The sequence below is a fragment of the Variovorax frigidus genome, assembly GCF_051216515.1.
Classification (GTDB): Bacteria; Pseudomonadota; Gammaproteobacteria; order Burkholderiales; family Burkholderiaceae_C; genus Variovorax.
Genome location: NZ_JBPJZF010000005.1, coordinates 512,928 through 539,426 on the forward strand (window position 1 = coordinate 512,928; position 26,499 = coordinate 539,426).

Annotated in this window: 22 protein-coding genes; 20 read left to right on the forward strand and 2 right to left on the reverse strand. The window is 69.3% G+C overall.

The window, feature by feature from the left end; translation table 11 throughout:
• The first annotated feature begins 103 nt into the window (after positions 1–103).
• Genes ACSFBC_RS17775 through ACSFBC_RS17785 form a run of 3 tightly spaced genes read left to right on the forward strand, consistent with a single transcriptional unit; the run spans position 104 to position 3,583 of the window.
• Positions 104–904, forward strand: a complete 801-nt coding sequence (locus tag ACSFBC_RS17775; RefSeq protein ID WP_435511664.1) for an ABC transporter ATP-binding protein — start codon at positions 104–106, stop codon at positions 902–904.
• Positions 901–1,704 (forward strand): ABC transporter ATP-binding protein, encoded by an 804-nt coding sequence (locus ACSFBC_RS17780; RefSeq protein ID WP_435511665.1) that lies wholly within the window; start codon positions 901–903, stop codon positions 1,702–1,704. The genes ACSFBC_RS17775 and ACSFBC_RS17780 overlap by 4 nt, the downstream gene beginning before the upstream one ends.
• 34 nt (positions 1,705–1,738) lie before the next feature.
• A complete protein-coding gene (locus tag ACSFBC_RS17785) occupies positions 1,739–3,583 on the forward strand; it encodes an AMP-dependent synthetase/ligase (protein WP_435511666.1) in 1,845 nt (614 codons plus the stop codon).
• 16 nt (positions 3,584–3,599) lie between these two features.
• Here the strand turns inward: ACSFBC_RS17785 and ACSFBC_RS17790 are convergent, their stop codons facing one another.
• Positions 3,600–4,361 carry an SDR family oxidoreductase gene (locus ACSFBC_RS17790; RefSeq protein WP_435511667.1) on the reverse strand — a complete coding sequence of 254 codons (762 nt, stop codon included), beginning with the start codon at positions 4,359–4,361 and terminating at the stop codon, positions 3,600–3,602.
• Between the two features lie 221 nt (positions 4,362–4,582).
• On the opposite strand from ACSFBC_RS17790, the gene ACSFBC_RS17795 reads away from it, so the two are divergent.
• The 10 genes from ACSFBC_RS17795 (at position 4,583) to ACSFBC_RS17840 (ending at position 16,605) form a co-directional block, all read left to right on the forward strand.
• Positions 4,583–5,641, forward strand: a complete 1,059-nt coding sequence (locus ACSFBC_RS17795) for a zinc-binding dehydrogenase (protein ID WP_435511668.1) — start codon at positions 4,583–4,585, stop codon at positions 5,639–5,641.
• A gap of 72 nt (positions 5,642–5,713) precedes the next feature.
• Positions 5,714–7,825 (forward strand): 3-hydroxyacyl-CoA dehydrogenase NAD-binding domain-containing protein, encoded by a 2,112-nt coding sequence (locus ACSFBC_RS17800; RefSeq protein WP_435511669.1) that lies wholly within the window; start codon positions 5,714–5,716, stop codon positions 7,823–7,825.
• Positions 7,826–7,871: 46 nt separating this feature from the next.
• The gene (locus ACSFBC_RS17805) at positions 7,872–9,056 is read left to right on the forward strand and encodes an acetyl-CoA C-acyltransferase (protein ID WP_435511670.1); all 1,185 of its coding nucleotides are present in this window, start codon (positions 7,872–7,874) and stop codon (positions 9,054–9,056) included.
• Positions 9,057–9,089: 33 nt separating this feature from the next.
• Positions 9,090–10,655, forward strand: a complete 1,566-nt coding sequence (locus ACSFBC_RS17810; protein ID WP_435511671.1) for a long-chain-fatty-acid--CoA ligase — start codon at positions 9,090–9,092, stop codon at positions 10,653–10,655.
• 56 nt (positions 10,656–10,711) lie between these two features.
• A complete protein-coding gene (locus tag ACSFBC_RS17815; RefSeq protein ID WP_435511751.1) occupies positions 10,712–11,902 on the forward strand; it encodes a substrate-binding domain-containing protein in 1,191 nt (396 codons plus the stop codon).
• A 219-nt stretch (positions 11,903–12,121) separates the two neighbouring features.
• A complete protein-coding gene (locus ACSFBC_RS17820; protein WP_435511672.1) occupies positions 12,122–12,925 on the forward strand; it encodes an ABC transporter ATP-binding protein in 804 nt (267 codons plus the stop codon).
• Complete coding sequence (locus ACSFBC_RS17825; RefSeq protein ID WP_435511673.1) at positions 12,918–13,664, forward strand: ABC transporter ATP-binding protein; 747 nt, start codon at positions 12,918–12,920, stop codon at positions 13,662–13,664. The genes ACSFBC_RS17820 and ACSFBC_RS17825 overlap by 8 nt, the downstream gene beginning before the upstream one ends.
• 27 nt (positions 13,665–13,691) lie before the next feature.
• Positions 13,692–14,738 carry a branched-chain amino acid ABC transporter permease gene (locus tag ACSFBC_RS17830; protein ID WP_435511674.1) on the forward strand — a complete coding sequence of 349 codons (1,047 nt, stop codon included), beginning with the start codon at positions 13,692–13,694 and terminating at the stop codon, positions 14,736–14,738.
• Positions 14,739–14,749: 11 nt separating this feature from the next.
• The gene (locus ACSFBC_RS17835) at positions 14,750–15,829 is read left to right on the forward strand and encodes a branched-chain amino acid ABC transporter permease (protein WP_435511675.1); all 1,080 of its coding nucleotides are present in this window, start codon (positions 14,750–14,752) and stop codon (positions 15,827–15,829) included.
• Positions 15,826–16,605: a crotonase/enoyl-CoA hydratase family protein gene (locus ACSFBC_RS17840; RefSeq protein WP_435511676.1), complete on the forward strand. Its 780-nt coding sequence runs from the start codon at positions 15,826–15,828 to the stop codon at positions 16,603–16,605. Before ACSFBC_RS17835 ends, ACSFBC_RS17840 begins: the two co-directional genes overlap by 4 nt.
• 4 nt (positions 16,606–16,609) lie before the next feature.
• On the opposite strand, the gene ACSFBC_RS17845 is transcribed toward ACSFBC_RS17840, so the two are convergent.
• The gene (locus tag ACSFBC_RS17845; protein ID WP_435511677.1) at positions 16,610–17,338 is read right to left on the reverse strand and encodes a GntR family transcriptional regulator; all 729 of its coding nucleotides are present in this window, start codon (positions 17,336–17,338) and stop codon (positions 16,610–16,612) included.
• 195 nt (positions 17,339–17,533) lie between these two features.
• Between ACSFBC_RS17845 and ACSFBC_RS17850 the strand changes: the two genes are divergently transcribed.
• The 7 genes from ACSFBC_RS17850 (at position 17,534) to ACSFBC_RS17880 (ending at position 26,460) form a co-directional block, all read left to right on the forward strand.
• Positions 17,534–19,150 carry an AMP-binding protein gene (locus tag ACSFBC_RS17850; RefSeq protein ID WP_435511678.1) on the forward strand — a complete coding sequence of 539 codons (1,617 nt, stop codon included), beginning with the start codon at positions 17,534–17,536 and terminating at the stop codon, positions 19,148–19,150.
• Positions 19,147–20,739 carry an acyl-CoA carboxylase subunit beta gene (locus ACSFBC_RS17855; protein WP_435511679.1) on the forward strand — a complete coding sequence of 531 codons (1,593 nt, stop codon included), beginning with the start codon at positions 19,147–19,149 and terminating at the stop codon, positions 20,737–20,739. The genes ACSFBC_RS17850 and ACSFBC_RS17855 overlap by 4 nt, the downstream gene beginning before the upstream one ends.
• A 120-nt stretch (positions 20,740–20,859) precedes the next feature.
• Positions 20,860–21,651, forward strand: a complete 792-nt coding sequence (locus ACSFBC_RS17860; RefSeq protein ID WP_435511680.1) for an enoyl-CoA hydratase-related protein — start codon at positions 20,860–20,862, stop codon at positions 21,649–21,651.
• A 30-nt stretch (positions 21,652–21,681) separates the two neighbouring features.
• On the forward strand, positions 21,682–22,860 hold the full coding sequence (locus ACSFBC_RS17865) for an ABC transporter substrate-binding protein (protein WP_435511681.1): 1,179 nt from the start codon (positions 21,682–21,684) through the stop codon (positions 22,858–22,860).
• A gap of 5 nt (positions 22,861–22,865) precedes the next feature.
• Positions 22,866–24,440: a class I adenylate-forming enzyme family protein gene (locus ACSFBC_RS17870; protein WP_435511682.1), complete on the forward strand. Its 1,575-nt coding sequence runs from the start codon at positions 22,866–22,868 to the stop codon at positions 24,438–24,440.
• Positions 24,437–25,267, forward strand: a complete 831-nt coding sequence (locus ACSFBC_RS17875; protein WP_435511683.1) for a crotonase/enoyl-CoA hydratase family protein — start codon at positions 24,437–24,439, stop codon at positions 25,265–25,267. Before ACSFBC_RS17870 ends, ACSFBC_RS17875 begins: the two co-directional genes overlap by 4 nt.
• Positions 25,268–25,401: 134 nt before the next feature.
• Positions 25,402–26,460, forward strand: a complete 1,059-nt coding sequence (locus ACSFBC_RS17880) for a phosphotransferase (protein ID WP_435511684.1) — start codon at positions 25,402–25,404, stop codon at positions 26,458–26,460.
• Positions 26,461–26,499 lie beyond the last annotated feature (39 nt).

A 26,499-nucleotide genomic window follows, 5' to 3' on the forward strand; every position in this document is an offset into this window, starting at 1 on the left:
CCCTCAAGGGGGCGCACCCAGCGGCCCGGCAAAGCCGGTTCCGCGGGCGCTCGCGACCGGGACGCACGCCGATCTACCGCCTTGCGTTCATGGGAGCAGCTGGATGACGGAAATTCTTTTGTCGGCCAGGGACCTGAGCGTGCGCTTCGGCGGTGTGCTGGCCGTCAACCAGGTCAGCTTCGACGTGCGCAAGGGCGAGGTCTTCACCTTGATCGGTCCCAACGGCGCGGGCAAGACCACGGTGTTCAACCTGATCAGCCGCATCTACCTGCCGACCACCGGCACGCTGGCCTTCGACGGCCGGCCGATCGACCGCACGCCGGCGCACGGCATCGCGGCGCTGGGCATCGCGCGCACCTTCCAGAACATCGAGCTCTTCGAGCACGCGACCGTGCTGCAGAACCTGCTGATCGGCTTCCACACGCACCGGCGCTCGGGGTTCTGGAGCGACCTGGTGTTCGCGCCGGCCGCGCGCCGCAACGAGATCGCCGCGCGCCGCAAGGCGGAGGAGGTGATCGAGCTGCTGCGCCTGATGCGCTACCGCGACCAGCGCGTGGCCGGATTGCCCTACGGCGTGCGCAAGGTGGTCGAGCTCGCGCGTGCGCTGTGCAGTGCCCCCAAGCTGCTGCTGCTCGACGAGCCTTCGTCGGGCCTCAACGCCGAGGAGACCGAGGACATGGCGTGGTGGATCCAGGACATCCAGCGCGAGCTGGGCATCACCGTGCTGATGGTCGAGCACGACATGACGCTGGTGTCGCGCGTGTCGGATCGCGTGCTGGCGATGAATCAGGGCGAGGTGCTGGCGCTAGGCACGCCGGCCGAGGTGCAGGCGCACCCCGGCGTGATCGAGGCCTACCTCGGCACGATCGACGATGTGTCGAGCCTGCGAAGGGAGGTCGCATGAGCGCGCTGATCGTCGCAGACCCCGCGACCGCCGACGTGGTGCTCAAGCTGTCCAACCTGGAGAGCTCCTATGGCCCGATCAAGGCGATCCGCGGCGTGAGCCTGCGCGTGCGGCGCGGCGAGATCGCGACCGTGCTGGGCTCCAACGGCGCCGGCAAGAGCACCATCCTGAAAACCATCTCTGGCGTGCTCGATCCGGTCAAGGGCAGCGTGGAATTCAAGGGTGCCGACATCACCGGCCAGGACCCGGCCGCCATCGTGCGCGCCGGCCTGAGCCAGGTGCCCGAGGGCCGCGAGGTGTTCCCGCTGCTGTCGGTGCGCGACAACCTGATGATGGGCGCCTTCACACGCAAGGACCGCGACGGCGTGGCACGCGACATCGAAGGCGTGTACGGCTACTTCCCGATCCTGCGCGAGCGTGCCGCGCAGGACGCAGGGCTGCTTTCGGGTGGCCAGCAGCAGATGCTCGCGATCTCGCGCGCGCTCATGGCCGAGCCCGAGCTGATCCTGCTCGACGAGCCCAGCCTGGGCCTGAGCCCGCGGCTGACCAAGGAGATCTTCGAGATCATCGTGCGCATCAACCGCGAGCGCGGCACCACCATCCTGCTGGTCGAGCAGAACGCCAACATGGCGCTCAACGCCGCAGACTTCGGCTACGTGCTGGAGAACGGCCGCATCGTGATGGAAGACCGCTGCAGCGCGCTGCGCGAGAAGGACGACATCAAGGAGTTCTACCTCGGCGCCAAGGACGACGGCGTGCGCGGCGAGCGGCGCTGGAAAAAGAAGAAGACCTGGCGCTGAACGCGCCGCCTCCCGGACCCCCAGGAAACACGACATGGCCACACCTCCTTCCTTCGTGCCCGTTCCGGCGGACATCGACACCGTGCCGCGGCTGTTCCGCCACGCGGTGCGCACGCGCGGCGACGCGGTGATGCTGCGGCAGAAGGAGCTCGGCATCTGGCGCGCCTACAGCTATGCGGAGGTGGGCCTGATCGTCGACGAGCTGGCCCGCGGCCTGGCCGCGCTGGGACTGCGTCCGGGCGACGTGCTGTCTGTGCTCTCGAACACCTGCCGCGAGTGGCTGTGGATGGACCTGGCCGGCCTCACGGCCGGCGCGGTGGTCAACGGCATCTATCCCACCGATGCGGCATCGCAGGTCGAGTACCTGTGCCGGGACTCGGGCTCCACGCTGCTGGTGGTGGAGAACGAGGAGCAGCTCGACAAGTTCCTCGAGGTCGAGGCGCGGCTGCCGGCCGTGCGCCATGTGGTGGTGTTCGACATGGAAGGGCTGGCGCGGCTCGACGACGCACGCGTGATGTCGCTCGAGGCGCTGCGCGAACTGGGCCGGGTCCACAAGGCCGCACAGCCCGCGCTGATCGACGAGCGCATCGCCAGCCGCGGACCGGCCGACCTGGCGGTGCTGGTCTACACCTCGGGCACCACCGGACGCCCCAAGGGCGCGATGATCTCGCATGCCAACGTGATGGCCGCGAGCCGCACGCTCGAAGCCTTCCTGCCGCGCACCTCGTTGCGCGAGCGGGCCGCCTTCCTGCCGCTGTGCCACGTGTCCGAGCGCATCTTCGGCGAGTACTACGCGCTGCTGGCCGGCCAGACGCTGAACTTCGTCGAGGACCCCGAGACCATCTTCGACAACATCCGCGAGATCCAGCCCGACGTGTTCATGGCCGTGCCGCGCATCTGGGAGAAGCTCTATTCGAGCGTGTCGACCGCGATGCGCGAGGCCACGCGGCTCGAGCAATGGGCCTACCGGCGCGCGCTCGCGGTGGGCGAACGCGTGGGGCGTCACAAAGAGAAGCGCGAGCCCGTGCCGGCGCTGCTGCGCGCACGCCACTGGCTGGCACGCAAGCTGGTGCTGGACAATGTGCGCGGCCTCCTGGGCCTGGGCCGCGTGGAGCTGGCCATCACCGGCGCCGCACCGATCTCGGCCGACCTGATCCGCTGGTACGGGGCCCTGGGCATCGAACTCAACGAGCTCTGGGGCATGACCGAGCTGACCGGCGCCGCCACCTGCAACCCGCGGGGCCGCAGCCGCCCGGGCAGCATCGGCGTGCCGCTGCCGGGCTCGGAGGTCCGGCTGTCTGCGCAGGGCGAGCTGCAGGTGCGCGGCGGCCAGGTCTTCATGGGCTACCTCAACCTGCCGGAGAAGACGGCCGAGGCCTTCGAGGACGGCTGGCTGCGCACCGGTGACGTGGGGCGCATGGACGACGACGGCTACTTCTACATCACCGACCGGATGAAGGACATCATCATCACGGCGGGCGGCAAGAACGTCACGCCTTCGGAGTGGGAGAACCAGCTCAAGTTCAGCCCCTACGTGACCGATGCGGTGGTCATTGGCGACAAGCGTGCCTACCTGAGCTGCCTGGTGATGATCGACCAGGACAACGTCGAGCAATGGGCGCAGGAGCGCTCGGTGGCTTTCTCCGACTACCGTTCATTGACGCGCAGCCACGAGGTCGTGAGCCTGATCGCCGAGGAGGTCGAGAAGGTCAACCGGCATTTCGCGCGGGTCGAGCAGATCAAGCAGTTCCGCCTGCTCGAGAACCAGCTGAGCGCCGAAGACGAGGAGCTCACGCCGACCATGAAGCTCAAGCGCTCTCTGGTCAACCGCAAGTATGCGGCGCTGATTGATGCGATGTACGAAGAGCGCGCGGCCTGAGCGAAGTGGCCGCTGCTCAGCCTGCCTGGCCGTGCAAGCGCCGCATGCCCCGCAGCCAGCGTTCCGGGTCTTCCACCTTGCGGCGCAGCTGTTCCTGGACGAAGCCGTGCGTGAGGATCAGGAAGCGCTCCTGCGCGAGCGCCTCGACCACGGTGGCCGCCACCGCGTCGGCATCGATCAGGCCTTGCGCCAGCACGCGGCGAACGTCCGATTCGGCCTGCAGCAGCGGCGTGTCGACCGCGCCCGGGCACAGGCAGCTCACGCGGATGCCGCGATCGCCATAGGTGATCGACAGCCACTCCGCGAACGCCACCGCCGCATGCTTGCTGACCGCGTAGGGCGCATCGAACTGCGACAGCAATCCGGCCGCCGAAGCAGTCTGCAGGAAATAACCGCTGCCGCGCGCCAGCATGCGCGGCAGCAGCGCACGGGCGGCGCGTACGTGCGCCATGAGGTTGACATCCATCACGCGCTGCCAGTCGGCGTCGGGCAGTTCCGGTCCGCCGACGGCGGTGATGCCGGCGTTCGAGCAGAACAGGTCGATCGGGCCGTGCTGCACCTCGACCGCATCGACCAGCGCTTCGATCGCGCCCTCGGCGCTCACGTCGAGCGCCGCCGCATGGCCGCCCATGCGGGCTGCCTCCATCCGCGCGCGCTCGCCGTCACGATCGGCCAGGACCACGGCGCGCGCGCCTTCGGCGACGAAACGCCGGCCCATCGCCAGCCCGATGCCGCTGGCGCCGCCGGTGACGACGACGACCTTGTCTCTCAACTCCATGGCCGATCTCCTGGCGGGTCGGCTGTCGATCCGCGCAACGCAGGCTAGAACCTGCTTTCCGCGGCGTCTTGCGTCCAATCGCTGCCCGTCGCATCTCGGCGCGCCGGTGCCGCCAGCACGTCAGCGAGTGCGCGCAAGTCAACCCCTGGCCGTGCCACTAGCCTTCGCGCAACGCCGCCACGGTGCGGCTTCCACGCGAATCCAAGGCCATGCCATCCACCATGAAAGCAGCCGTCTTCCGCGGCGTCGATCGGCTCCTGTCCATCGAGGACGTGCCCTTGCCCCAGGCCGGTCCCGGCGAACTGGTGCTGCGGGTCTTCCATTGCGGGGTCTGCGGCTCCGATCTGCATGCCACGCATCCGGGCCTGTTCACGGTCAGGAGCGGCACGGTGCTGGGCCACGAGTTCGCCGGCGAGATCGTCGAGAGCGGGGCGGCGGACTGGAAGCCGGGCGAGCGCGTGACCGCGCTGCCCAACAATGCCTGCGGCAGCTGCACGGCCGAGGGCCACCGCGAATGCCGCGACGGGCTCGGCATGACCTGCCCGCACAACCGGCTCACCGGTTTCAGCCCGAGCCGGCCCGGTGGCCTGGCGGAGTACGTCAAGGTGCCGGTGGGCCAGGCGCTGCGGCTGCCTGACGCGGTGGGCGACCGCGAGGGCGCGCTGATCGAGCCGCTGGCGGTCGGGCTGCACGCGGTGCAGTCCGGGAAGGTGGGGCTGGCCGACCGCGTGCTGGTGATCGGCGGCGGCCCGATCGGGCTGGCGGTCAGTGCCTTCTCGCGCCAGGCCGGTGCCACGCATGTGGTGGTCAGCGAGTTCGCGCCCGGCCGGCGCGAGATTGCGGCCCGCTTCGGCGCGACCGCCGCCATCGACCCCGCGGCGGGCGACGTGGGCGAAGCCTTTGCCCGGGCCACCGGCGGCATGCCCGACGTGATCTTCGAGTGCGTGGGCGCCGCCGGGCTCATCCAGCAGTGCGTGGACCTGTCGAAGCCGCGCGGCCGCGTGGTGGTGGTCGGCGTGTGCCCGACCGAAGACCGGGTGCTGCCGCAGCGCGCCATGGCCAAGGAGATCAGCCTGCGGTTCGTGATGGGCTACGGCAAGCCCGACTGGCGCCGCGTGCTCGATCTGCTGGACGCCGGCAGCATCGATCCGGCGCCGATGGTGACCGATACGGTGAGCCTGGCCGAGCTGCCGGCCGCCTTCGAGGCGCTGCGCCGGCCTACCACGCAGATCAAGCTGCTGGTGCGGCCCGGGTCGATCCCGACCCGTTCAGCGACTTGACGCAAGAGACGTGAATACCCCTTTGCTAGCCTTCCCCGATGACTTCGCCGTGCGCTTCGCAGCGTCTTTTCCATGACTGAACTCGTCTCTCTCGAACGGCACGGCGACACCGCGGTGCTGACCATTTCGAACCCGCCGGTCAATGCGCTGTCGCCCGCCGTGGTGGCGGGTCTCGCGGCCGCCGTGGCGGCCTTCGAGGCCGACCGTTCCTACAAGGCGCTGCTGCTGCACAGCAGCGGCCGCACCTTCGTCGCCGGTGGCGACATCCATTCCTTCGACGACCCGAATTTCTCCGCCACGCTGTTCAACGGCACGCTCGCGCGCATCGAGGCGCTCGACCGTCCGGTGGCTGCGGCGCTGCACGGCACTGTGCTCGGCGGCGGGCTCGAGCTGGCGCTGGCCTGCCACTGGCGCGTAGCCCTGCCCACCACCAAGGTCGGGCTGCCCGAGGTCAAGCTCGGGATCCTGCCGGGCTCGCTGGGCACGCAGCGGCTGCCGCGTCTCGCGGGCGTGAAGCTCGCGCTCGACCTGATCGCCTCGGGTCGCAGCATCGGCGCCGAAGCCGCCCGCGCCGCGGGCATCGTCGACGAGGTGCGCGAGGGCGCGCCGCTCGCGGTTGGCCTGGCCTTCGTGCAGCAGCTGCTGGCCAAGGGCGCCGGCCCGCGCCGCACGAGCGAGCGCGCCGTGCCCGACGAAGGGCTGCCCGCGGACTTCTTCGACCAGGCGCTCCAGGAGGCTGCGAAACGCAAACCCTTCCATCCCTCGGCGCGCAACATCGTGCTGGCGGTGCAGGCCGCGGCCACGCTGCCCTTCGCCGAAGGCGAGGCGGCCGAGGCGCGGCTGTTCGAGGAATTGCGCGTCTCGCGCGAGTCGCAGGCCATGCGCCATCTGTTCTTCGCCGAGCGCCAGGCCGCGAAGATCCCGGGCCTGGCCCGCGGCGTCGCGTTGCGCCCGGTGCGCACCGTCGGCATCCTGGGCGCGGGCACCATGGGCGGCGGCATTGCGATGAACTTCGCCAACGCCGGCATTCCGACCGTGCTGGTCGAGGCCACGCAGGCCGCGCTCGATCGCGGCCTGGGCCTGATCCGCGGCAACTACGAGGCCAGCGCCGCCAAGGGCCGGCTCACGAGCGCGCAGGTTGCGCAACGCATGGCGCTGCTGCGCGGCACGCTCGACGACGCGGCGCTGGGCGACTGCGACCTGGTGATCGAGGCGGTGTTCGAGAACATGGACCTGAAGAAGCAGGTCTGCGCGCGGCTGGGCCAGGTCTGCAGGCCCGGCGCCATCATCGCGACCAACACCTCGACGCTCGACGTCGACGTGCTGGCCGCGGCCACGGGCCGGCCGGCCGATGTGGTCGGCATGCACTTCTTCAGCCCGGCCAACGTGATGCGCCTGCTCGAGGTGGTGCGCGGCGAGAAGACCGCGCCCGAGGTGCTGGCCACCGTGATGCAGCTGGCCCGCACCATCGGCAAGGTGGCGGTGGTGTCGGGCATCTGCTACGGCTTCATCGGCAACCGGATGGCCGAGGTCTACATGCGCGAGGCCGAATTCCTGATGATGGAAGGCGCGAGCCCGTCGGGGATCGATGGCGCGGTCGAGGCGCTGGGGATGGCAATGGGGCCGTGCCGCATGCTCGACATGGCCGGCATCGACGTGGGCGCGAAGACGGTCATCGAATACGGCAAGGCCGGCGGCCTGCCGCCCGACGACAGCTACCGCGCGGTGGTGCGCCGGATGTTCGAGCTGGGCCGCTTCGGCCAGAAGACCGGTGCCGGCTACTACCGCTACGACGGCCGCAAGCCCGTGGAAGACCCCGAGACCGCACGCATCGCGGCGGAGATGGCCGCCGCCCACGGCATCGCGCGGCGCACGGACATCGGCGCCGAGGAAATCGTCGAACGGCTGTTCTACCCGCTGGTCAACGAGGGCGCGAAGATCCTGGAGGAGGGCATCGCCTACCGGCCCGGCGACATCGACATCGTCTGGACCGCGGGCTACGGCTTCCCCGACCACCAGGGCGGTCCGCTGTGGATGGCCGACCGCATCGGCCTGGCGGCCATCGTCGACCGGCTCGCGCACCACGGCCGCACGCGCGGCAACGCCTTCGGCTACTGGACCGTGTCGCCGCTGCTGGCTTCGCTGGCGCGCGACGGCCGGCGCCTGTCCGACTGGCGCGCCTGAGCGGCCCTCTGTTTTCGTACCCACTCGACACCACCGAAAGAATTCCATGAGAGAAGCCGTCATCGTTTCCACCGCGCGTACCGGCATCGGCCGTGCCTACAAAGGCGCGCTGAACCACACCCGATCGCCGTCGATGCTGGCCCACGCCATCTCGCACGCGGTGCAGCGTGCCAAGGTCGACGGCGCCGAGATCGAGGATGCCGTCATCGGCTGCGTGCTGACCGGTGGCACGGCCGGCATGAACCTCGCACGCAACGCGGTGCTCGCGGCCGGGCTGCCCGCCACGGTGTCGGGCCAGACCATGGACCGTCAGTGTGCCTCGGGCCTGATGGCGATCGCCACCGCGGCCAAGCAGGTGATGGTCGACGGCATGGACGTCGTGATCGCGGGCGGCCACGACAACATCTCCGCGGTGCAGGAGGCCTACATGGCCTGGGTGGCGAAGGAGAAGGACCCGCGCGTGATCGCGCACGCCCCCAACGCCTATATGCCGATGCTGCAGACGGCCGAGTTCGTGGCGAAGAAGTACGGCATCTCGCGCGAGGCGCAGGACCGCTATTCGCTCGCCTCGCAGCAGCGCACGGCGGCGGCGCAGGCGGCCGGCCGCTTCGATGCTGAGATCGTGCCCTTCACCACCACCATGGCGGTGGTCGACAAGGCGACCAAGGAGGTGTCGTACCGCGAAGTCACGCTCGAACGCGACGAGGGCAACCGCCCCGAGACCACGCTCGAAGGCCTGCTGTCGCTCAAGCCCGTGATCGAGGGCGGCGTGGTGACCGCGGGCAACGCCAGCCAGCTCTCCGACGGCGCCTCGGCCTGCGTGGTGATGGAGCGCGGCCTGGCCGAGCGCCGCGGCCTGGCGCCGCTGGGCATCTACCGCGGCATGTCGGTGGTCGGCTGCGCGCCCGAAGAAATGGGCATCGGGCCGGTCTACGCGATCCCCAAGCTGCTCAAGCAGCACGGGCTCACGGTCGACGACATCGGCCTCTGGGAGCTCAACGAGGCCTTCGCCTGCCAGGTGCTGTACTGCCGCGACCACCTGGGCATCGATCCCGAGAAATACAACGTGAACGGCGGCGGCATCTCGATCGGCCACCCCTACGGCATGACCGGCGCGCGCGTGGCGGGTCATGCGCTGATCGAGGGCAAGCGCCGCGGCGTGAGGTACGTGGTGACCACGATGTGCGTGGGCGGCGGCATGGGCGCCGCAGCGTTGTTCGAGGTGGCTTGAGCCTCCGGTAGAAAAAAAGAGACGGAGACAGACATGCAGGACCAGACCCTGATCGACAGCCTGAAGCGGCAACTGGCCGAGCGCCCCGACGAGATCGCCTACCGCAGCGGCGAGCGGCGTTTGAGCTATCGCGACGTAGAGGCGCACAGCAACCGCATCGCCAACGCGCTGGCCGCGGCCGGCGTGCAGCGCGACACGCGGGTGGCGGTGCTGACCAAGCACCACATCGAATGCATCCTCGTGACGCTGGCCGCGTGCAAGCTGGGCGCCGTGTGCATGCCGGTCAACTGGCGGCTCGCGGCCCCCGAGATCGAGTACATCGTCAACAACGGCGAGGCGCCATTCCTCATGGCCGATGCGGAGTTCCTGCCGGTGGTGGAGAAGGCCGACATGCCCGGCGTGAAGACGCTGGTGTGCACCGGCGCGGCCACCGGCGGCATCCCTTCGTTGGCCGATTGGTATGCGGGCGCCTCCGACGCCTTCACGCCCGTGGCGGCCGACACGCACGATGCGGCACTGCAGCTGTACTCGTCGGGCACCACCGGCTTGCCCAAGGGCATCGTGCTGTCGCATGCCGGGCTGCTGTCGACCTCGCGCGTGGTGGCCAAGGAATGGAAATTCGACCATCGCCACGTGCTGGGCAATCCGTTGCCGGTGTTCCATGTCGCGGGCATGACGATGCTGCTGCTCACGCTCTACACGGGCGGCCAGACCTCGGCCTATGCCGAGTTCGACCCCAAGGGCTACCTGCAGGCCTTTGCGCGGCACGGCATCACGCACACCTTCGTGGTGCCGGCCATGATCCTGTTCATGCTGCAGGTGCCCGATGCCAGGTCGCACGACTTCGGCACGCTGCAGCTCATGGCCTACGGCGGCTCGCCGGTGAGCGAGACGGTGCTGCAGCAGGCCTTCGAGGTCTTCGGCTGCGACTTCCTGCAGGTGTACGGCCTGACCGAGGTCTCGGGCCCCGCGACCTTCCTGTTCCCCGAGGACCACCGTTCGGGGGATGCCGAACTGCTGCGTTCGGCGGGCCGGCCCATCGGCGGTGGCCGGCTGCGCATCGTCGATCCGATCGGCCTGCAGGACCTGCCCGACGGCGAGGTCGGCGAGATCTGGATCGAGTCCGACCGCAACCTCAAGGAGTACTGGCGCAACCCGCAGGCCACGGCCGCGGCCTACCCCGAAGGCCGCAACGCCAACGGTGGCTGGTTCCGCTCTGGCGACGGCGGCTACCTTCAGCACGGCTACCTCTACATCAACGACCGCATCAAGGACATGATCCTTTCGGGCGGCGAGAACATCTACCCGGCCGAGGTCGAGAACGTGCTGATGCGGCACCCCGCGGTGGCCGACGGCGCTGTGATCGGCGTGCCCGATGCGACCTGGGGCGAGGCGGTCAAGGCCTGCGTGGTGCTGCGGCCCGGCACCACCGCCGAGGCGCGCGACATCATCGATTTCATGCGCGCCAACCTCGCGCACTACAAATGCCCGAAGAGCATCGACATCGTCGACGCGCTGCCGCGCAACCCCAGCGGCAAGGTGTTGAAGCGCCTGCTGCGCGAGCCCTACTGGAAGGGCCAGCAGCGCGCGGTCGGATAGGGCGACGCACAGCCGTTGCAAGCGTTACCCAGACAAATCACAAGGAGACAAGCATGCTGAAGAAACTCATCCTCGCGGCCACCGCCGCGCTGACCTGCTGGATCGCGCCGCAAGCGATGGCACAGGAGAAGCCGATCAAGATCGCGCTGATCGCGAGCAAGACCGGTCCCTCGGAGGCCTATGCGCGCGACACCGAGCGCGGCCTGCGCCTGGGCCTGGAATACCTCACGCAGGGCTCGATGACGCTGCTCAACCGGAAGATCGAGGTGATCGTCAAGGACGACCAGATGAAGCCCGAACTGTCGAAGGCGATGCTCACCGAGGCGCTGGCCGACGACAAGGCCGACATCGCGGTCGGCACCTCGTGGTCGGGCGGCGCGCTGTCGATGGCGCCGGTGGCCGAGGAGTACGGCAAGATCCTGATGGTCGAGCCGGCCATCGCCGATTCCCTGACCGGTTCGGCCTGGAACAAGTACCTGTTCCGCGCCAGCCGCAATTCCTTCCAGGACGCGCTGGCCAGCGCGGCCGGCCTCAAGGACGGCGACAACATCGCCTTCCTCGCGCCCGACTACGTCTACGGCAAGGACGGCGTGAAGGCCTTCAAGGACGCGCTGGTCTCGACCAAGAGCAAGGCCAAGGTCATCCACGAGGAATTCATTCCGCTGTCGACTTCGGACTTCACCGCGCCGATGCAGCGCGTCTTCGATCGCATGAAGGACCTGCAGGGCAAGAAGTACCTGGTGGTGATCTGGGGCGCGCCGAACCCGATCCGCAAGATCTCGGAACTGAACCCGGGCCGCTACGGCATCGAGTTCCTGTCGATCGGCGGCGCCAACCTCGAGAACGCCAAGCCCTGGAAGGGCCTGGACGTGTCGGGCGGCACCTTCTACTACTACGGCTTCCCCAAGAACCCGATGAACGACTGGCTGGTCACCGAGCACCAGAAGCGCTACCAGGTGCCGCCGGACCTGTTCACCGCGGGTGGCTTCGTCACCGCCGCGGCCATCGTCGCAGGCATCCGGAAGGCCGGCTCGGTCGACACCCCCAAGCTCATCGCCGCCATGGAAGGCATGGAGTTCGACACGCCCAAAGGCAAGATGAGCTTCCGCAAGGAAGACCACCAGGCGCTGCAGTCGCAGTACCAGTTCCGCATGAAGAAGTCGCCGACCAGCGAGTGGGACCTGTTCGACCTGGTGCGCGAGATCCCGGCGTCGGAGATGCCGTTGCCGATCACGGTCAAGCGCTGAGATGTGGCACACCCCCAGTCTTCGCGCACTTCGTGTCGCTGCGCCAACCCCCTCACCGGGGGCGATACCAGCGGCCCGGCAAAGCCGGTTCCACGGTATCCCTGGCTCTCCCCCGAGGGCTTCGCGCGCTGCGTGTCGCTTCGCCTTCCCCCTTCCGGGGGCGACACCAGCGGCCCGGCAAAGCCGGTTCCGCGGCGTCCCCGAACGGGAGCCTGCGACATGACGGCATCGACGCCTTCCCCGCCCGCGCTCGCGAGCCGCGGGCTCGGCATCCGCTTCGGCGGCCATGCCGCGGTCGACGACGTGACGGCCGAGTTCGCGGCCGGCACGTTGACCGCGATCGTCGGCCCCAACGGCGCCGGCAAGACGACCTACTTCAACCTGCTGTCGGGCCAGCTCTCGGCGAGCGCGGGCGCGGTGTACTTCAAGGGCGAGGACATCACGCGGCTGAACGCCGCCCAGCGCACCGTGCGCGGCATCGGGCGCGCCTTCCAGCTGACCAACCTGTTCCCGCGCCTGAGCGTGGCGGAGAACGTGCGGCTGGCGGTGCAGAGCCGGCATCGCGCGGGCTTCAACATGCTCGCCATGTGGCGCAGCCGCCGCGACCTGATCGACCAGGCCGAGGCCTACCTCGAGCAGGTCGGCCTGGCGGCGCGACGCGACGACCTCGCGGCCAAGCTGCCGCACGGTGACAAGCGCAAGCTTGAGGTCGCGATCCTGATGGCGCTGGAGCCCGAGATCGTGATGTTCGACGAGCCCACCGCGGGCATGAGCGTCGACGAGGTGCCGGTGATCCTCGAACTGATCCGCCGCCTCAAGGCGCGCGGCGACAAGACCATCCTGCTGGTGGAGCACAAGATGGACGTGATCCATTCGCTGGCCGACCGCATCGTCGTGCTGCACAACGGGCGGTTGGTGGCCGACGGCCTGCCGGCCGAGGTGATGGCCTCGGCCATCGTGCAGGAAGCCTACCTGGGCGTGAAGCGCACGCCGGCCGCACGCCGGGAGGCCGCGCATGCCTGAAGCCCGCACCCACGACGCCACGCCGCTGCTCACGCTCGCGGGCGTGCACACCCACATCGGCGAGTACCACATCCTGCAGGGCGTGGACCTGGTGGTGCCGCGCGCCGGCCTCACCGTGCTGCTGGGCCGCAACGGCGCGGGCAAGAGCACCACGCTGCGCACCATCATGGGCCTGTGGCAGGCCAGCCGCGGCAAGCTCATGTTCGACGGCGCCGACATCACGGCCGAGAAGACGCCCGAGATCTCGCGCCGGGGCATCGCCTTCGTGCCCGAGGACATGGGCATCTTCTCGGGCCTGACGGTGCAGGAGAACCTGCGCCTGGCGGCCATCAGCGGACGCTTCGACGAGGCGCGGCTGGAATGGATCTTCGGCCTGTTCCCTGCGCTCAAGCGCTTCTGGCTGCGGCCCGGCGGCACGCTGTCGGGCGGGCAGAAGCAGATGGTCGCGATCGCGCGCGCCATCATCGAGCCGCGCAAGCTGCTCCTGATCGACGAGCCGACCAAGGGCCTGGCGCCCGCCATCGTCGACAACCTCGCGCAGGCCTTCGAAGACCTCAAGGCCCGCGACACCACCATCCTGCTCGTCGAGCAGAACTTCCATTTCGTGCGTTCGCTGGGCGACCACGTCGCGGTGATGGACGACGGCCGCATCGTGCACGCCGGCAGCATGCAGGCGCTCTCGGAAGACGAAGCGCTGCAGGCGCGGCTGCTCGGCCTGCACGCCGGCGCGGTGCACTAGCGTCCGCGCCCATTGAACGGAGAGCCCATGGCTGCCATCGAATCGACCCTGACGCCGGAAACGGCGACGCCCCCGCCCGTGCTCGCGGCCTTGCCCGGCCGCACGCGCGACCTCGTGCCCGGCGCGATCATCCTCGCCTTCATCGCCATCGCGCTGCCCGTGATCGGCAGCGTGCCGACCTGGATCACGCTGACCGTGGCCGCGCTCGCGATGGGCATGATGCTGTTCATCATGGCCAGCGGGCTCACGCTGGTCTTCGGCCTGATGGACGTGATGAACCTCGGCCACGCCGCCTTCGTGGCGGTAGGGGCCTACACCGCCACGCTCCTGGTCGGGCCGCTGCGGCACCTGCTCGAATCGCCCTCGGTGTGGGGCAGCCTCGCCGCCATCGCGGCCGTGATCGCGTTCTCGATGGTGGTCACGGCCGCGCTCGGCTGGGTCTACGAGCGGCTGTTCATCAAGCCGGTGTATGGCGATCACCTCAAGCAGATCCTGATCACCATCGGTTCGATGATCATCATCGAGCAGCTGGTGCTGGTGCTCTTCGGCGCCAACCAGATGCTGCTGCCGCTGCCCGAGGCGGTGCGCGGCTCCTTCCTGTTCGGCGACGTGGCCATCGAGCGCTACCGGCTGGTGGCGGTGGCGGTGGGCGTGGTGGTGTTCATCGGCCTGACGCTGCTGCTCAACCGCACGCGCATCGGGCTGCTGATCCGCGCCGGTGTTGAGAACCGCTCGATGGTCGAGGCGCTGGGCTACCGCATCCGCGGCATCTTCGTCGGCGTGTTCGTCGCGGGTTCGGCGCTGGCCGGCCTGGGCGGCGTGATGTGGGCCTTCTACCGCGAGCAGTTCACGGTCGCGATCGGCGCCGAGGTGCTGGTGCAGATGCTGATCATCGTGATCATCGGCGGCCTGGGCTCGGTCACCGGCTGCTTCGCCGGCGCGATGCTGATCGCGCTGAGCACCAACTACGTGAGCTTCCTGCTGCCCGACCTGGCGCTGGTGTCGAACATCATCGTGATGATGATCGTGCTGCTCTGGCGCCCGCAGGGGCTCTATCCCGTCAACAAGCACTAGCGGCCGCCATCATGCTGACCCGACTCCTCTCCGGCGACTTCCCGCGCAGCCGCATGCTCTCGACGCTGCTGGTGCTGATCCTGCTGTACCTCGCGACCGCGCCCTTCCTGTTCTCGGGTGCGCGCTCGCTCAACGTGGCCGCCACCGTCTGCGTGTTCATCGTGCTGGTGGCGTCCTTCGATCTGCTGCTGGGGTACTGCGGCGTGGTGTCCTTCGCGCACGCGATGTTCTACGGCATCGGTGCCTACGGCGTGGCGATCGCGATGTACAAGATGGGCCCGACCTGGACCGCGATGACCACGGGCGCCGTGGCCGCGATCGCGGTCTCGGTGCTGCTGTCCTTCCTGATCGCGCTGATCTCGCTGCGGGTGAAGGCCATCTTCTACACGATGATGACGCTGGCTTTCGGCGCTGCGTTCGGGGCGCTGGTGATGCGGCTGAGCAGCATCACCGGCGGCGACGACGGTCGCACCTTCCGCCTGCCCGAGGTGCTGACGCCGGCCTACCGGCTGTTCGAGGAGCCGGTCTTCGGCACCGCCATCAACGGCCGCGTGCTGACCTACTACCTGATCTTCTTCGTCTCGGCCGCGCTGTTCCTGTTGATGCTGAGGGTGGTGAACTCCCGCTTCGGACGGGTGCTCGAAGCCATCCGCGAGAACGACTTCCGGGCCGAGGCCATCGGCTATCGCACCCTCTACTACCGCATTGCGATCAACTGCCTGGCCGCCGCGCTGGCGACCTGCGCGGGCATTCTGATGGCGCTGTGGCTTCGTTATGTCGGACCGCAGACCACGGTGGGTTTCAACGTGATGCTCAACATCCTGCTGATGGCGGTGATCGGCGGGCTGGGCACGGTCTATGGCGCGGTGGTGGGCGCGGTGCTGTTCATCGTGGCCGAGAACTACCTGCAGAGCCTGATGGGCGGCCTGAGCGGCTCGCTCACGTCGGTGCCGCTGCTGGCCAAGCTGTTCCATCCCGACCGCTGGATGCTCTGGTTCGGCCTGGTGTTCGTGCTGTCGGTCTACTTCTTCCCCAGCGGCATCGTCGGCAAGCTGCGCACCGCGCTGCCGGGCAGCAAGGGGCTGCGATGAGCGCGCCGCGAACGCAAGCCGTCGGCACGCACATCGAGGGGCATGTGCTGGTCGTCACCATCCAGCGGCCCGAGGTGCGCAACGCGGTCGACATGGCGGTTGCACTGGGCATCGCTGCGGCGATGCAGGAACTCGATGCGAACCCGGCGCTGCACGTGGGCATCCTCACCGGCGCCGGCGGCACCTTCTGCGCCGGGATGGACCTGAAGGCCTTCGCATTCGAGGGCGTCGAGCCCGCAATCGAAGGCCGCGGCTTCGCCGGCCTGTGCGAGGCACCGCCGCGCAAGCCGCTGATCGCCGCGGTCGAGGGCCATGCGGTGGCCGGCGGCTTCGAGATCGTGCTGGCCTGCGACATGGTCGTGGCGGCGCGCGGCGTCAGCTTCGGCCTGCCGGAGACCAAGCGCGGCCTGGTCGCCTCCTCGGGCGGCCTGATGCGCCTGCCGCACCGGTTGTCGGCCAACCTGGCGATGGAGATGGCGCTGCTGGGCGACCCGATCTCGGCCGAGCAGGCGCAGGCTTGGGGCCTGGTCAACCGTCTGGTCGAGAAGGGCGAGGCGCTCGCCGCCGCGTTGAAGCTGGCGCAGGCCATCGACGCCAACGCGCCGCTGGCCGTGGCCGCGAGCAAGCAGATCGTGCAGGGCTCGCGCACCTGGAGCGACGCCGAGATGTTCGAGCGCCAGCGCGCGATCGCGACGGCGGTCAACGCATCGGCGGACGCACGCGAGGGCGCCGCGGCCTTTGCGCAGAAGCGGCCTGCGCAGTGGCAAGGCCGCTGAGCGCTCAGTTCAGCCTGAAGTCCGACATGCGCGGCAGCGTGCGCTCGCCGGACTTCTGCAGGTGCCGGCGCATGCGTTTCTCGGCCTTGTCCTGGTCGCCCTCGAGAATGGCCTCGGTGATGGCGCGGTACTCGGCCACCATCGAGCGCAGGTCGGCCGTCGTGAGCGAGTGATAGAACTGCGCGCGGAACAGGTGGGCGCGCGCCTGAGGCAGCACGCGGTCGAGCTCGCTGCTGTTGGCGATCTCGAACATCACCTTGTAGTAATTGGCGCGTTCGTCGAGCACGCGGTCGAGCGCCTCGGGGCTCTCGGCGTGGATGAGTTTCTGCGCCGCGGCCTCGAAGCGGCGCGCGTTGTGGCCGATGCCGATGTTGGCCGCGGCCAGCCGCGCCGCCAGGCCCGACAGCACCTCCAGCACGCCGAGCAGGCTGGCCGCGTCCTCGCGCGAGAGCGAGCGGATCACCGCGCCGCGGTGCGGCGTGAGGTCGACCACGCCGCTCGACGCGAGGATGCGCAGCGCCTCGCGCACCGTGCTGCGGCTCACGCCGAGATCGCGCGTGAGGTCGGCCTCGATCAGCCGCTGGCCGACCGTGAAGCGGCGCATCAGGATGCCCTTGCTGATGGCGTCGGCCACGCGGTCGGGGGTGCTGCGCGGATGCGCGGTCTTTTCCTCGGCAGCCTTCCCCCTGGCGACCTCGGACCGGGTGGCAGGTGCTTTCTCAGTGTTGTTCATGCGGGCTCGCGCGGTGCGGATGAGGAATCGCCGGCAGGCCGACGGATGCGCTGATTTTAGAAGCAGCCGACCCGACGCCCCCAAGGGAAAGCACGGTGATGGCGCCGTCGATTGTCTGGCAATACTTGCAGACAATCCGAATTGAACATTCACCGTTCAAACCTTGCAGGTGCATCGAAGGAGAGACCCCGCTTCATGAGCCAGACGATCGACGACGTCATGAGCCTGCCGCCGCTGGCGCAGCGCACGCTGTCCGCGGTGCTCGAGGGCCACCTGCGCGAGCGCGCCGACCAGATGGCGGTGCGCGACACCGAGCGCGGCATGGGCTACGCGGCGCTGTACGAAGAGGCGCTGGCCTTCGCGGCGGGCTTCTCGCAGCTGGGCGTGGCGCGGCAGGAGCCGGTGCTGCTGATGCTCGACAACCACCTCGACTTCGTGGTCGCCTGGTGGGCGCTGTCGCTCAGCGGGCGCGTCGAGGTGCCGGTGAACACGGCCTACAAGGGCTCGATCCTCGCGCACGTGATCAACAACTCGGGGGCGCGCGTGATCGTCATCGATGCGGCGTACGCACCTTTGCTCGATGCGGTGGCAGACAAACTGGATCGCCTTTCGCATGTGGTCGTGCGCGGCGCCGAGGCGCCGGTCACGTTGCCGGCGCGCCTGCGGCAGCGGCCCTGGGCCGCGCTGCGCGGGCCGCGCGAGGCGCCCGCGCAGCTCGAGCCCTGGGACCTGATCGGCATCATGTACACCTCGGGCACCACCGGGCCATCGAAGGGTGTGCGTGTCACGCATGCGCATGCCTACGGCTATGCGGCGCCGCAGGTTCTCGGCCTGGCCGACTCCGACGACGTGTCGCTGTGCACGCTGCCGCTGTTCCACATCGGCGGGCAGTGGGCCGCGATCTACAACAACCTGATCGCGGGCGGCAGCAACGTGCTGCTGCCGCGCTTCTCGGCCACAACCTTCTGGGACGACGTGCGCCGCCACGGCTGCACCTACACGATGCTGCTGGGCGCGATGGCCAATTTCCTGTTTCGCCAGCCCGCGCGGCCCGACGACGCGGTGCACCCGCTGCGGCGCGTGATGATGGTGCCGGTGATGGCGCAGATCGACGCGTTCAAGGCCCGCTTCGGCATCGAGGCCGTGTGTACCGCCTACGGCCTGACCGAGGGCTCGACCGTGCTGCGCGCGCCCGTGGGTCGCGCCGAGCCGGGCAAGGTTGGCTGGCCGCGGCCGGACTTCGAGGTGCGGCTGGTCGACGGCCACGACCGGCCGGTCGCCGACGGCGAGATGGGTGAGCTGGTGATCCGCACGCAGGAGCCGTGGATGGTGATGGACGGCTACCACGACATGCCGCAGGCCACGGCCGATGCCTGGCGCAACCAGTGGCTGCACACCGGCGATGCATTCCGGCGCGAGCCCGACGGGCAGTTCGTCTTCCTCGACCGCATCAAGGACGCGATGCGCCGCCGCGGCGAAAACGTCTCGAGCTTCGAGGTCGAGAAGGAGATCAATGAGCACCCGGCGGTGCTCGAGTGCGCGGTGATCGCGGTGGCCAGCGATGCCAGCGAAGACGAGATCAAGGCCTGCGTGGTGAGCCGCGAAGGGCAGGGCGTGACGGCCGCCGCGCTGCTCGCCTTCCTCGACGAGCGACTGCCGTACTTCATGGTGCCGCGCTACGTGGAATTCATGGCCGAACTGCCCAAGACACCGACCGCCAAGATCCGCAAGCAGCAACTGCGCGAGACCGGCGTCAATGCCCAGACCTACGACCGCACGGCCGATCCCGCGGCGCCCCCAAGGAAGAGATGAGCAACGACACCTCCCAGGATTCGAACGGCGCGACGCGCCAGGCCTTCGACCACTTCATCGCACGCCGCGACGCGCTGTCCGACGCGGCCCGCCCCAAGGCCATCGCGCGCCAGCATGCGCTGGGCAAGCTGTCGGCGCGCGAGCGCATCGCGCTGCTGGTCGACCCCGGCAGCTTCCACGAGATCGGTGCACTGGTCGAACCCAAGCGCGACACCTTCGACACCGAATCGCTGCAGGCGCCCTTCGACGGCGTGATCACCGGCCATGCGCGCATCGACGGGCGGCCGGTCTGCCTGTGCGCCTTCGACTTCACCGTGCTGGGCGGCTCGAACGGCCGCATCGGTGAGACCAAGGTCGAGCGGCTGGCGCAGCATGCGCTCGAGCACGGCTGCCCCTTCGTGATGCTGCTCGACGGCGGCGGCCACCGGATCCAGGAAGGGCTCGACAGCCGCCATTTCGCGCAGGGCTCACGCTACTTCCAGACCGCTGTCGCGCTCTCGGGCTGGGTGCCCACCGTGGCTGTGGTGATGGGGCCGGGCTTTGCGGGCCCCTCGAACTTCGCGGCGCTCTGCGATTTCGTGGTGATGGTGCGCGGCACCTCGACCATGGGCATCGCCGGGCCGGCGCTGGTGACCGCGGCCACGGGCGAGGTGGCCGACAAGGAGGCGATCGGCGGTGCCGCGGTGCAGGCCGACCGCAACGGCCTGGCCGACATCGCGGCCGGCGACGACGCCGAGGCGCTGGCGCTGGTGCGCGCCTACCTGGGCTACATGCCGTCGAACGCACGCCTGCCCGCGCCCGCGGCGCCCTCGCGCGAGCCCGATGCGCAGGCCGAGGCCGGTTTGCCCACCGTGATGCCCGACAACCCGCGCAAACCCTACGACATCGGCGCGGTGATCGCGGGCGTGGCCGACGAGGGCTCCTTCCTCGAACTCAAGCCTGGCTTCGCGCCCAACCTGGTGGTGGGCTTCGCGCGGCTCGAGGGCCGGGCCGTGGGCCTCGTGGCCAACCAGCCGCTGCACCTGGCGGGAACGCTCGACGCCAAGGCTTGCGAGAAGGGTGCGCACTTCGTCTCGGTCTGCGATGCCTTCGGCCTGCCGCTGGTCTACCTGGTCGACCTGCCGGGCTTCCTCGTCGGCAGCCAGGCCGAGGACACAGCGCTGGCGCGGCGCAGTGCGCGCCTGCTGTTCGAACTGGGGCAGGCCACGGTGCCGCGCGTGTCGGTGGTGCTGCGCAAGGGCTACGGCCTGGGCTATATCGCGATGTGCGGCGGACGCAGCTTCGACGCCGATCTCTGCGTGGCCTGGCCCACGGCCGAGATCTGCGCGATGTCGGTCGAGGGTGCGGTCGACGTGGCCTACCAGAGGCAGGTGAACGCGGCGCCGGTGCCGACCGAAAAGCGCGAGCAGCTGATTGCGCGCTTTCGCGAGCAACTGGGCGCACTGCATGCGGCCGGGCATTTCGGCATCGACGACGTGATCGATCCCCGCGACACGCGCTCGGTGATCGCCGCCACCTTTGCGCGCTGCCTGCCGCGCAAGACCAGCCGCGGCTGGCCCGACAAGCGGCACGGCATCTCGCCGATCTGACATGGGTGTTTCCCCGGGGGAGGGCGGCCCGGGCCGCAGCGCCTGGACACAAGACGCCTTCCGGGGCGCTGCCTACGCTGCGGGCATGTCGCCGACCTGGCGATCCGAAAGGTCCCCCCGATGTCTTCCGCCGTGCTGCTGGACCGTCGCGACGGCATCGCCGTCATCACCCTGAACCGCCCCGAGCGCGCCAACGTGCTCGACCTGGAACTGTCGGCCGCGCTGATCGCGGCCGTCGAGGCGGTGGCGGGGGACGCGAGCGTGCGCGCGGTGCTGCTACGCGCCGAGGGGCGGCATTTCTGCGGCGGCGGCGACATCGGCGACTTCGTGAAAGCGCGCGCCGACATCGGCACGCTGCTCGACACCCACATCCCGCCGCTGCACCGCGCGATCGAGCGGCTCGCGGGGCTGCCGGTGCCGGTGGTGAGCGCGCTCAACGGACCCATCGGCGGCGGCGGCATCGGCCTGGCCTTGAGCGCCGACATCGTGCTGGCGGCCGAATCGATGAAGCTGCGCGGCGGCTATTCGGCCATCGGCCTCACGCCCGACGTGGGCGCCTCGTGGTTCCTCGCGCGCCGCGTGGGTGCGGCGCGCGCCAAGGAAATCTTCTTCACGAACGAGCCGTTGTCGGCGCAGCGCTGCCTCGACTGGGGCATCGTGTCCGCGGTCTGGCCCGATGCCGAACTGGGTGCGCGTGCCATGGGACTGGTCTCCTCGCTGGCGCGCAGCGCCACCGGCGCGCTGGGCCGGACCAAGCGCCTGGTCGACCTCGCCCCGCTGCATTCGCTGGCCGAGCACCTCGGCCAGGAACACGCCGCCATGGTCGCGTCGGGCCGCACGGCCGATGCGATCGAAGGCGTCACCGCATTTGCCGAGAAGCGGGCACCGGTTTTCGGCCGCAAGCCTTCCTGAGCCGATCACCACCCAAAGAAGGAGACATCGATGTTGCGCAGAAACCTGATCACCACGGCCCTGCTGCTCGGGGCCGCCGGCCTCGCCCTCGCCCAGGGCAAGGGCGTGAGCGACAGCGAGATCGTGCTGGGCACGATCACCGACCTGTCGGGCCCGATCGCCAACTACGGCAAGGAGTCCCGCAACGGCATGAACATGGCCGTCGAGGAGATCAATGCCAGGGGCGGGATCCAGGGCCGCAAGGTCCGGCTGGTGGTCGAGGACCATGGCTACGAGCCCAAGCGCGCGGTGCTGGCCGCGCAGAAGCTGGTCACGCAGGAGAACGTGTTCGCGATCCTCGGCCACCTGGGCACCGCGACCAACATGGCGGCGCTGCCCTTCCTGATCGAGAACAAGGTCTTCAACTTCATGCCTCAGGGCGCTTCGAAGGACCTGTACGAACCGCCGAGCCCGTACAAGGTGGCGCTCGCGCCGTCGTACTTCTCGATGTCGGCGTCGACACTCGACTTCATGATGAAGAAGAAGCCGTACAAGCGCGTCGGCGTGCTCTACCAGGACGACGACTACGGCCGCGAGGCCTTCGAGGGCGTCGAGGCCTACCTCAAGGCCAAGGGCATGGCGGTGGCCGAGAAGACCACCTACAAGCGCGGGGCGACCGACTTCTCCTCGCAGATGGCGCGGCTCAAGGCGGCCAACTGCGACCTGGTCTTCAATGCCTCGACCCTGCGCGAGTTCATCGGCTCGGTCGGCGAGGCGCGCAAGATCGGCTTCAGCCCCGACTTCCTGGGCACCGCCGCCAACTATTCGCAGCAGGTTCCTACATTGGGCGGCGCGGCCATGGAAGGCGTCTACGGCGCGACCTTCATTCCCTTGCCCTACGCCGACGACGCCAACCCGGCGGTGCGCGAATGGTTCGCGGCCTACAAGAAGCGCTTCGGCGACGACCCGGGCCTGTATTCGATGTACGCCTATTACGCGATGACGACTTTCGCCAAGGTCGCGGACAAGGCCGGCAAGGCGCTCACGGCCGAAAGCTTCAATGCCGCGATGGAAGCGACCAAACTCGGCCCCGACGTGCTGGGCAACCCGGGATTCAACGTCTCGAAGGACAACCGGCTGAGCAACCAGAAGGTGCGCATGACCCAGATCGTCAACGGCAAATGGGTGCTGGCGAGCGAGTACCTCGAACCGGTCGGCGTGTCGAAGTGACATCCATGGACCTGGCGCCGCGCCGGCGCATCGGCCGCGTGGCGCTGGGCGATCTGCTGCACCGCGCGGCACGCCGCTTCGGCGCGCGCGCCGCGCTGATCGACGGCGAGCACCGCACCAGCTTCCGCACGCTCGACGAGGACGCCAACCGCATGGCCCATGCGCTGGCCGCCGCGGGCCTGGTGGCGGGCGACCGCGTGGCCATGCTGTGCGACAACTCGGCGGAGATGGTGGTCGCGATGTTCGGCATCTACAAGGCCGGGCTGGTGTGGGTGCCGATCAACACCGCGCTCGCGCCGGAGGCGGTGGGATTCATCCTCGCGCACGCGCAGGCGCGCCACCTGGTGGCCGATGTGCGGCTGCTGGCCGACGCGGTGCTGCGTGCGCACGTCGATCGCGCGGGCCTGGCGGTCACGGTCTGCCAGGCGGACGCGGCCGAGCGGCCGGCCGCATGGGTTTCACTCGGTGAGCGCATCGCAGGCTGCCCGTGCACCCAGCCCGACACCGACATAGACGGCGATGCGCTGGTGCAGATCATGTACACCAGCGGCACCACCGGGCGCCAGAAGGGCGTGATGCACTCGCACGCCTCGGTTCATTCGGTGCTGATGTCCAATCTGGTCGAATGGGGCATGGGCGTGGACGGCGAGGTGTTCAGCTGCCATTTGCCGTTGTTCCATGTCGGGCAGCACGTGGTGCTGCTGTCGGCGCTGCTGTGCGGCGCGAGTTCGGTACTGATGCGCGGCTTCGATGCCGACGCGGTGCTGCCGGCGATCGCGCGGCACCGCATCGGCCTGCTGGTCGGGCTGCCGACGATGTACCGCGCGCTGCTCGAGCATCCCGACCGACAGCACACCGACCTGTCGAGCCTCAAGCTGTGCATCTACGCGATGGCGCCGATGTCGAAAACGCTGCTCACTGCATTGCTCGACGGCCTGTGCAACCGCTTTGCGCTGTGCTCGGGCCAGACCGAGATGTACACCGCCGCCACCATCTTCCGGCCCGAGCAGCAATTGCAGCGCTTCGGCGCCTACTGGGGCGTGGCCACGCTGGCCGATGAGCTGGGCGTGATGTCGGACGACGGCCGCCTGCTGGGCCCGGGCGAGGTCGGCGAGATCGTCTACCGCGGCCCCAACGTGATGCTCGGCTACTACCAAGACCCCGAGGCCACGGCCCATGCCTCGCGCTTCGGCTGGCACCATTCGGGCGACCTGGGGCGCTGGGACGACGACGGCGAACTGCTCTTCCTCGACCGCATCAAGGACATGGTCAAGACCGGCGGCGAGAACGTGCCGTCGATCAAGGTCGAGGAGGTGCTGCTGCGCCATCCCGCGGTGCGCGCCGCGGCCGTGGTCGGCCTGCCGCACGCGCGCTGGGGGGAGGCCATCACCGCCTTCGTGGTGCTCGACCCGACGCAGGAGGACGTCGACATCGAAGCGCATTGCCGCGCGCATCTCGGCCGCTTCGAGGTGCCCAAGGCTTTCTTGCGGCTCGCATCGCTGCCCGTGACCTCGACCGGAAAGATCCAGAAGTTCGCGTTGCGCCAGGCCCATCTGCGGCATTTCGAGGAGGAAGAATGAACACCACGGCCGCCCCCGCCTTCGAGACCCTGAATGTGTCGCTGCAGGCAGGGGTGGCCCGCATCGAGCTCAACCGCCCGCACAAGGCCAATGCGATCAATGCCGCGATGTGGCGCGAACTGCGCGAGGCGATGGAATGGCTGGACACCACGCCGCAGGCGCGCGTGGGCATCCTGTCGGCGGCGGGCGCGCATTTCTCGGCCGGGCTCGACCTGGCGATGCTCGACGAACTCAAGGCGCAGACCGAAGACGCCTGCGACGGCCGCTCGCGCGAGAAGACGCGACGCAACATCCTCGACCTGCAGGGTACGGTCACGGCCATCGAGCGCTGCCGCAAGCCCGTGATCGCCGAGATCCATGCGGCCTGCGTGGGTGGCGGCATCGACATCGTCACGGCCTGCGACATGCGCTACTGCTGCGAAGACGCCTGGTTCTCGGTCAAGGAGATCGACGTGGGCCTGGTGGCCGACGTGGGCACGCTGCAGCGCCTGCCGCGGCTGGTGGGGGAGGGCATGGCGCGCGAGCTGGCCTACACCGCGCGGCGCTTCTCGGGCGCCGAGGCCGCGCGCATGCGCCTGGTCAACTGCTGCCACGAGACCCGTGCCGAGCTCTCGGCGGCGGTGGCCGACATCGCGGCGCAGCTCGCGGCCAAGTCGCCGCTGTGCCTGCGCGGCACCAAGGAAATGATCTCCTACGTGCGCGACCGGCCGGTGGCCGACGGCCTCAACTACATCGCCACATGGAACGCCGCGATGCTGTATTCCGAGGACCTGGACGAGGCCCTGCGCGCCGCGCGCGAACACCGCGTGCCCACGTTTCGCGACTGAGGTCGGGGCCAGGGACGGGCCCGCATTCCCGCTGTCGCACAGGCGATCGTCGGCGTAAACCCCCGGTAGATTGTCAGACAATAATGCCATACCATTCTTCGCATGAGAGGTCATGAATGTTGAATGATGCGGCTGTGAGTACATCGAACGGCGCCCCCCGGGCGTTGGACCTGCAGGCGCTGTCGTCATGGCTGCAGGCGCACATCCCGGGCTTTCGCGGCGCCGCGGCGCTGGAGCGCTTCAAGGGCGGCCAGTCGAATCCGACCTACCTGCTGACCGACGGCGCGGGCACCCGCTACGTGCTGCGCAAGAAACCCGACGGCGCACTGCTGCCCTCGGCCCATGCCGTCGACCGCGAGTACCGGGTGATCGCCGCGCTGAGTGGCAGCGAGGTGCCGGTGGCGCGTGCGCTGGGCTACTGCGCCGATGCCTCGGTGATCGGCACGCCCTTCTACGTGATGGCCTTCGTCGAGGGCCGCGTGCTCTGGGACCCGGCCCTGCCCGGTTGCGAGCGTGCCGAGCGCGCCGCGATCTACGAGGACATGAGCCGCGTGGTCGCGGCGCTGCACGGCGTGGACCCGGCCGCGGTCGGCCTGGCGGACTACGGTCGCAGCGGCGGCTTCTTCACGCGCCAGATCGGCCGCTGGACCGCGCAGTACCAGGCCTCGGTCACCCAGCCGATCCCGGCGATGGAGCGCCTCATCGAGTGGCTGCCCGCGCACGTGCCGCCCGGCGACGAGACCTGCCTCTTCCATGGCGACCTGCGCATCGACAACATGATCTTCCACCCGAGCGAGCCGCGTGTGCTGGCGGTGCTCGACTGGGAGCTGTCCACGCTGGGCCATCCGCTGGCGGACTTCGCGTACCACGCGCTGCCCTGGCGGCTGACGGCCGCGCAGTTCCGCGGCATGGCCGGCGTCGACCTTGCGGCGCTGGGCATTCCCGACGAACGCAGCTACCTCGACGCCTACTGCCGCCGTACCGGCCGCGCGCCGGTCGATCCCGCGCACTGGGAGTTCTACCTGGCCTACAGCATGTTCCGTCTGGCCGCGATCCTGCAGGGCATCCTGAAGCGCGCGCTGGACGGCACGGCCTCGAGCGCCGAGGCGCGCGAGACGGGCGCGAAGGCGCGGCCCATCGCCGAGGCCGCCTGGCGTCAGGTCGAAGCCCATTTCCCGCGCGGCGAGCGCTAGCGCCGCGCCTCCTTCTCTCCACGCCCCGCGCGACATCGG

Bases quoted from the DNA above. Each gene is read 5' to 3' on its own strand.
- ACSFBC_RS17775 (WP_435511664.1), top strand. From the start codon at position 104: ATGACGGAAATTCTTTTGTCGGCCAGGGACCTGAGCGTGCGCTTCGGC.
- ACSFBC_RS17780 (WP_435511665.1), top strand. From the start codon at position 901: ATGAGCGCGCTGATCGTCGCAGACCCCGCGACCGCCGACGTGGTGCTC.
- ACSFBC_RS17785 (WP_435511666.1), top strand. From the start codon at position 1,739: ATGGCCACACCTCCTTCCTTCGTGCCCGTTCCGGCGGACATCGACACC.
- ACSFBC_RS17790 (WP_435511667.1), bottom strand. From the start codon at position 4,361: ATGGAGTTGAGAGACAAGGTCGTCGTCGTCACCGGCGGCGCCAGCGGC.
- ACSFBC_RS17795 (WP_435511668.1), top strand. From the start codon at position 4,583: ATGAAAGCAGCCGTCTTCCGCGGCGTCGATCGGCTCCTGTCCATCGAG.
- ACSFBC_RS17800 (WP_435511669.1), top strand. From the start codon at position 5,714: ATGACTGAACTCGTCTCTCTCGAACGGCACGGCGACACCGCGGTGCTG.
- ACSFBC_RS17805 (WP_435511670.1), top strand. From the start codon at position 7,872: ATGAGAGAAGCCGTCATCGTTTCCACCGCGCGTACCGGCATCGGCCGT.
- ACSFBC_RS17810 (WP_435511671.1), top strand. From the start codon at position 9,090: ATGCAGGACCAGACCCTGATCGACAGCCTGAAGCGGCAACTGGCCGAG.
- ACSFBC_RS17820 (WP_435511672.1), top strand. From the start codon at position 12,122: ATGACGGCATCGACGCCTTCCCCGCCCGCGCTCGCGAGCCGCGGGCTC.
- ACSFBC_RS17825 (WP_435511673.1), top strand. From the start codon at position 12,918: ATGCCTGAAGCCCGCACCCACGACGCCACGCCGCTGCTCACGCTCGCG.
- ACSFBC_RS17830 (WP_435511674.1), top strand. From the start codon at position 13,692: ATGGCTGCCATCGAATCGACCCTGACGCCGGAAACGGCGACGCCCCCG.
- ACSFBC_RS17835 (WP_435511675.1), top strand. From the start codon at position 14,750: ATGCTGACCCGACTCCTCTCCGGCGACTTCCCGCGCAGCCGCATGCTC.
- ACSFBC_RS17840 (WP_435511676.1), top strand. From the start codon at position 15,826: ATGAGCGCGCCGCGAACGCAAGCCGTCGGCACGCACATCGAGGGGCAT.
- ACSFBC_RS17845 (WP_435511677.1), bottom strand. From the start codon at position 17,338: ATGAACAACACTGAGAAAGCACCTGCCACCCGGTCCGAGGTCGCCAGG.
- ACSFBC_RS17850 (WP_435511678.1), top strand. From the start codon at position 17,534: ATGAGCCAGACGATCGACGACGTCATGAGCCTGCCGCCGCTGGCGCAG.
- ACSFBC_RS17855 (WP_435511679.1), top strand. From the start codon at position 19,147: ATGAGCAACGACACCTCCCAGGATTCGAACGGCGCGACGCGCCAGGCC.
- ACSFBC_RS17860 (WP_435511680.1), top strand. From the start codon at position 20,860: ATGTCTTCCGCCGTGCTGCTGGACCGTCGCGACGGCATCGCCGTCATC.
- ACSFBC_RS17865 (WP_435511681.1), top strand. From the start codon at position 21,682: ATGTTGCGCAGAAACCTGATCACCACGGCCCTGCTGCTCGGGGCCGCC.
- ACSFBC_RS17870 (WP_435511682.1), top strand. From the start codon at position 22,866: ATGGACCTGGCGCCGCGCCGGCGCATCGGCCGCGTGGCGCTGGGCGAT.
- ACSFBC_RS17875 (WP_435511683.1), top strand. From the start codon at position 24,437: ATGAACACCACGGCCGCCCCCGCCTTCGAGACCCTGAATGTGTCGCTG.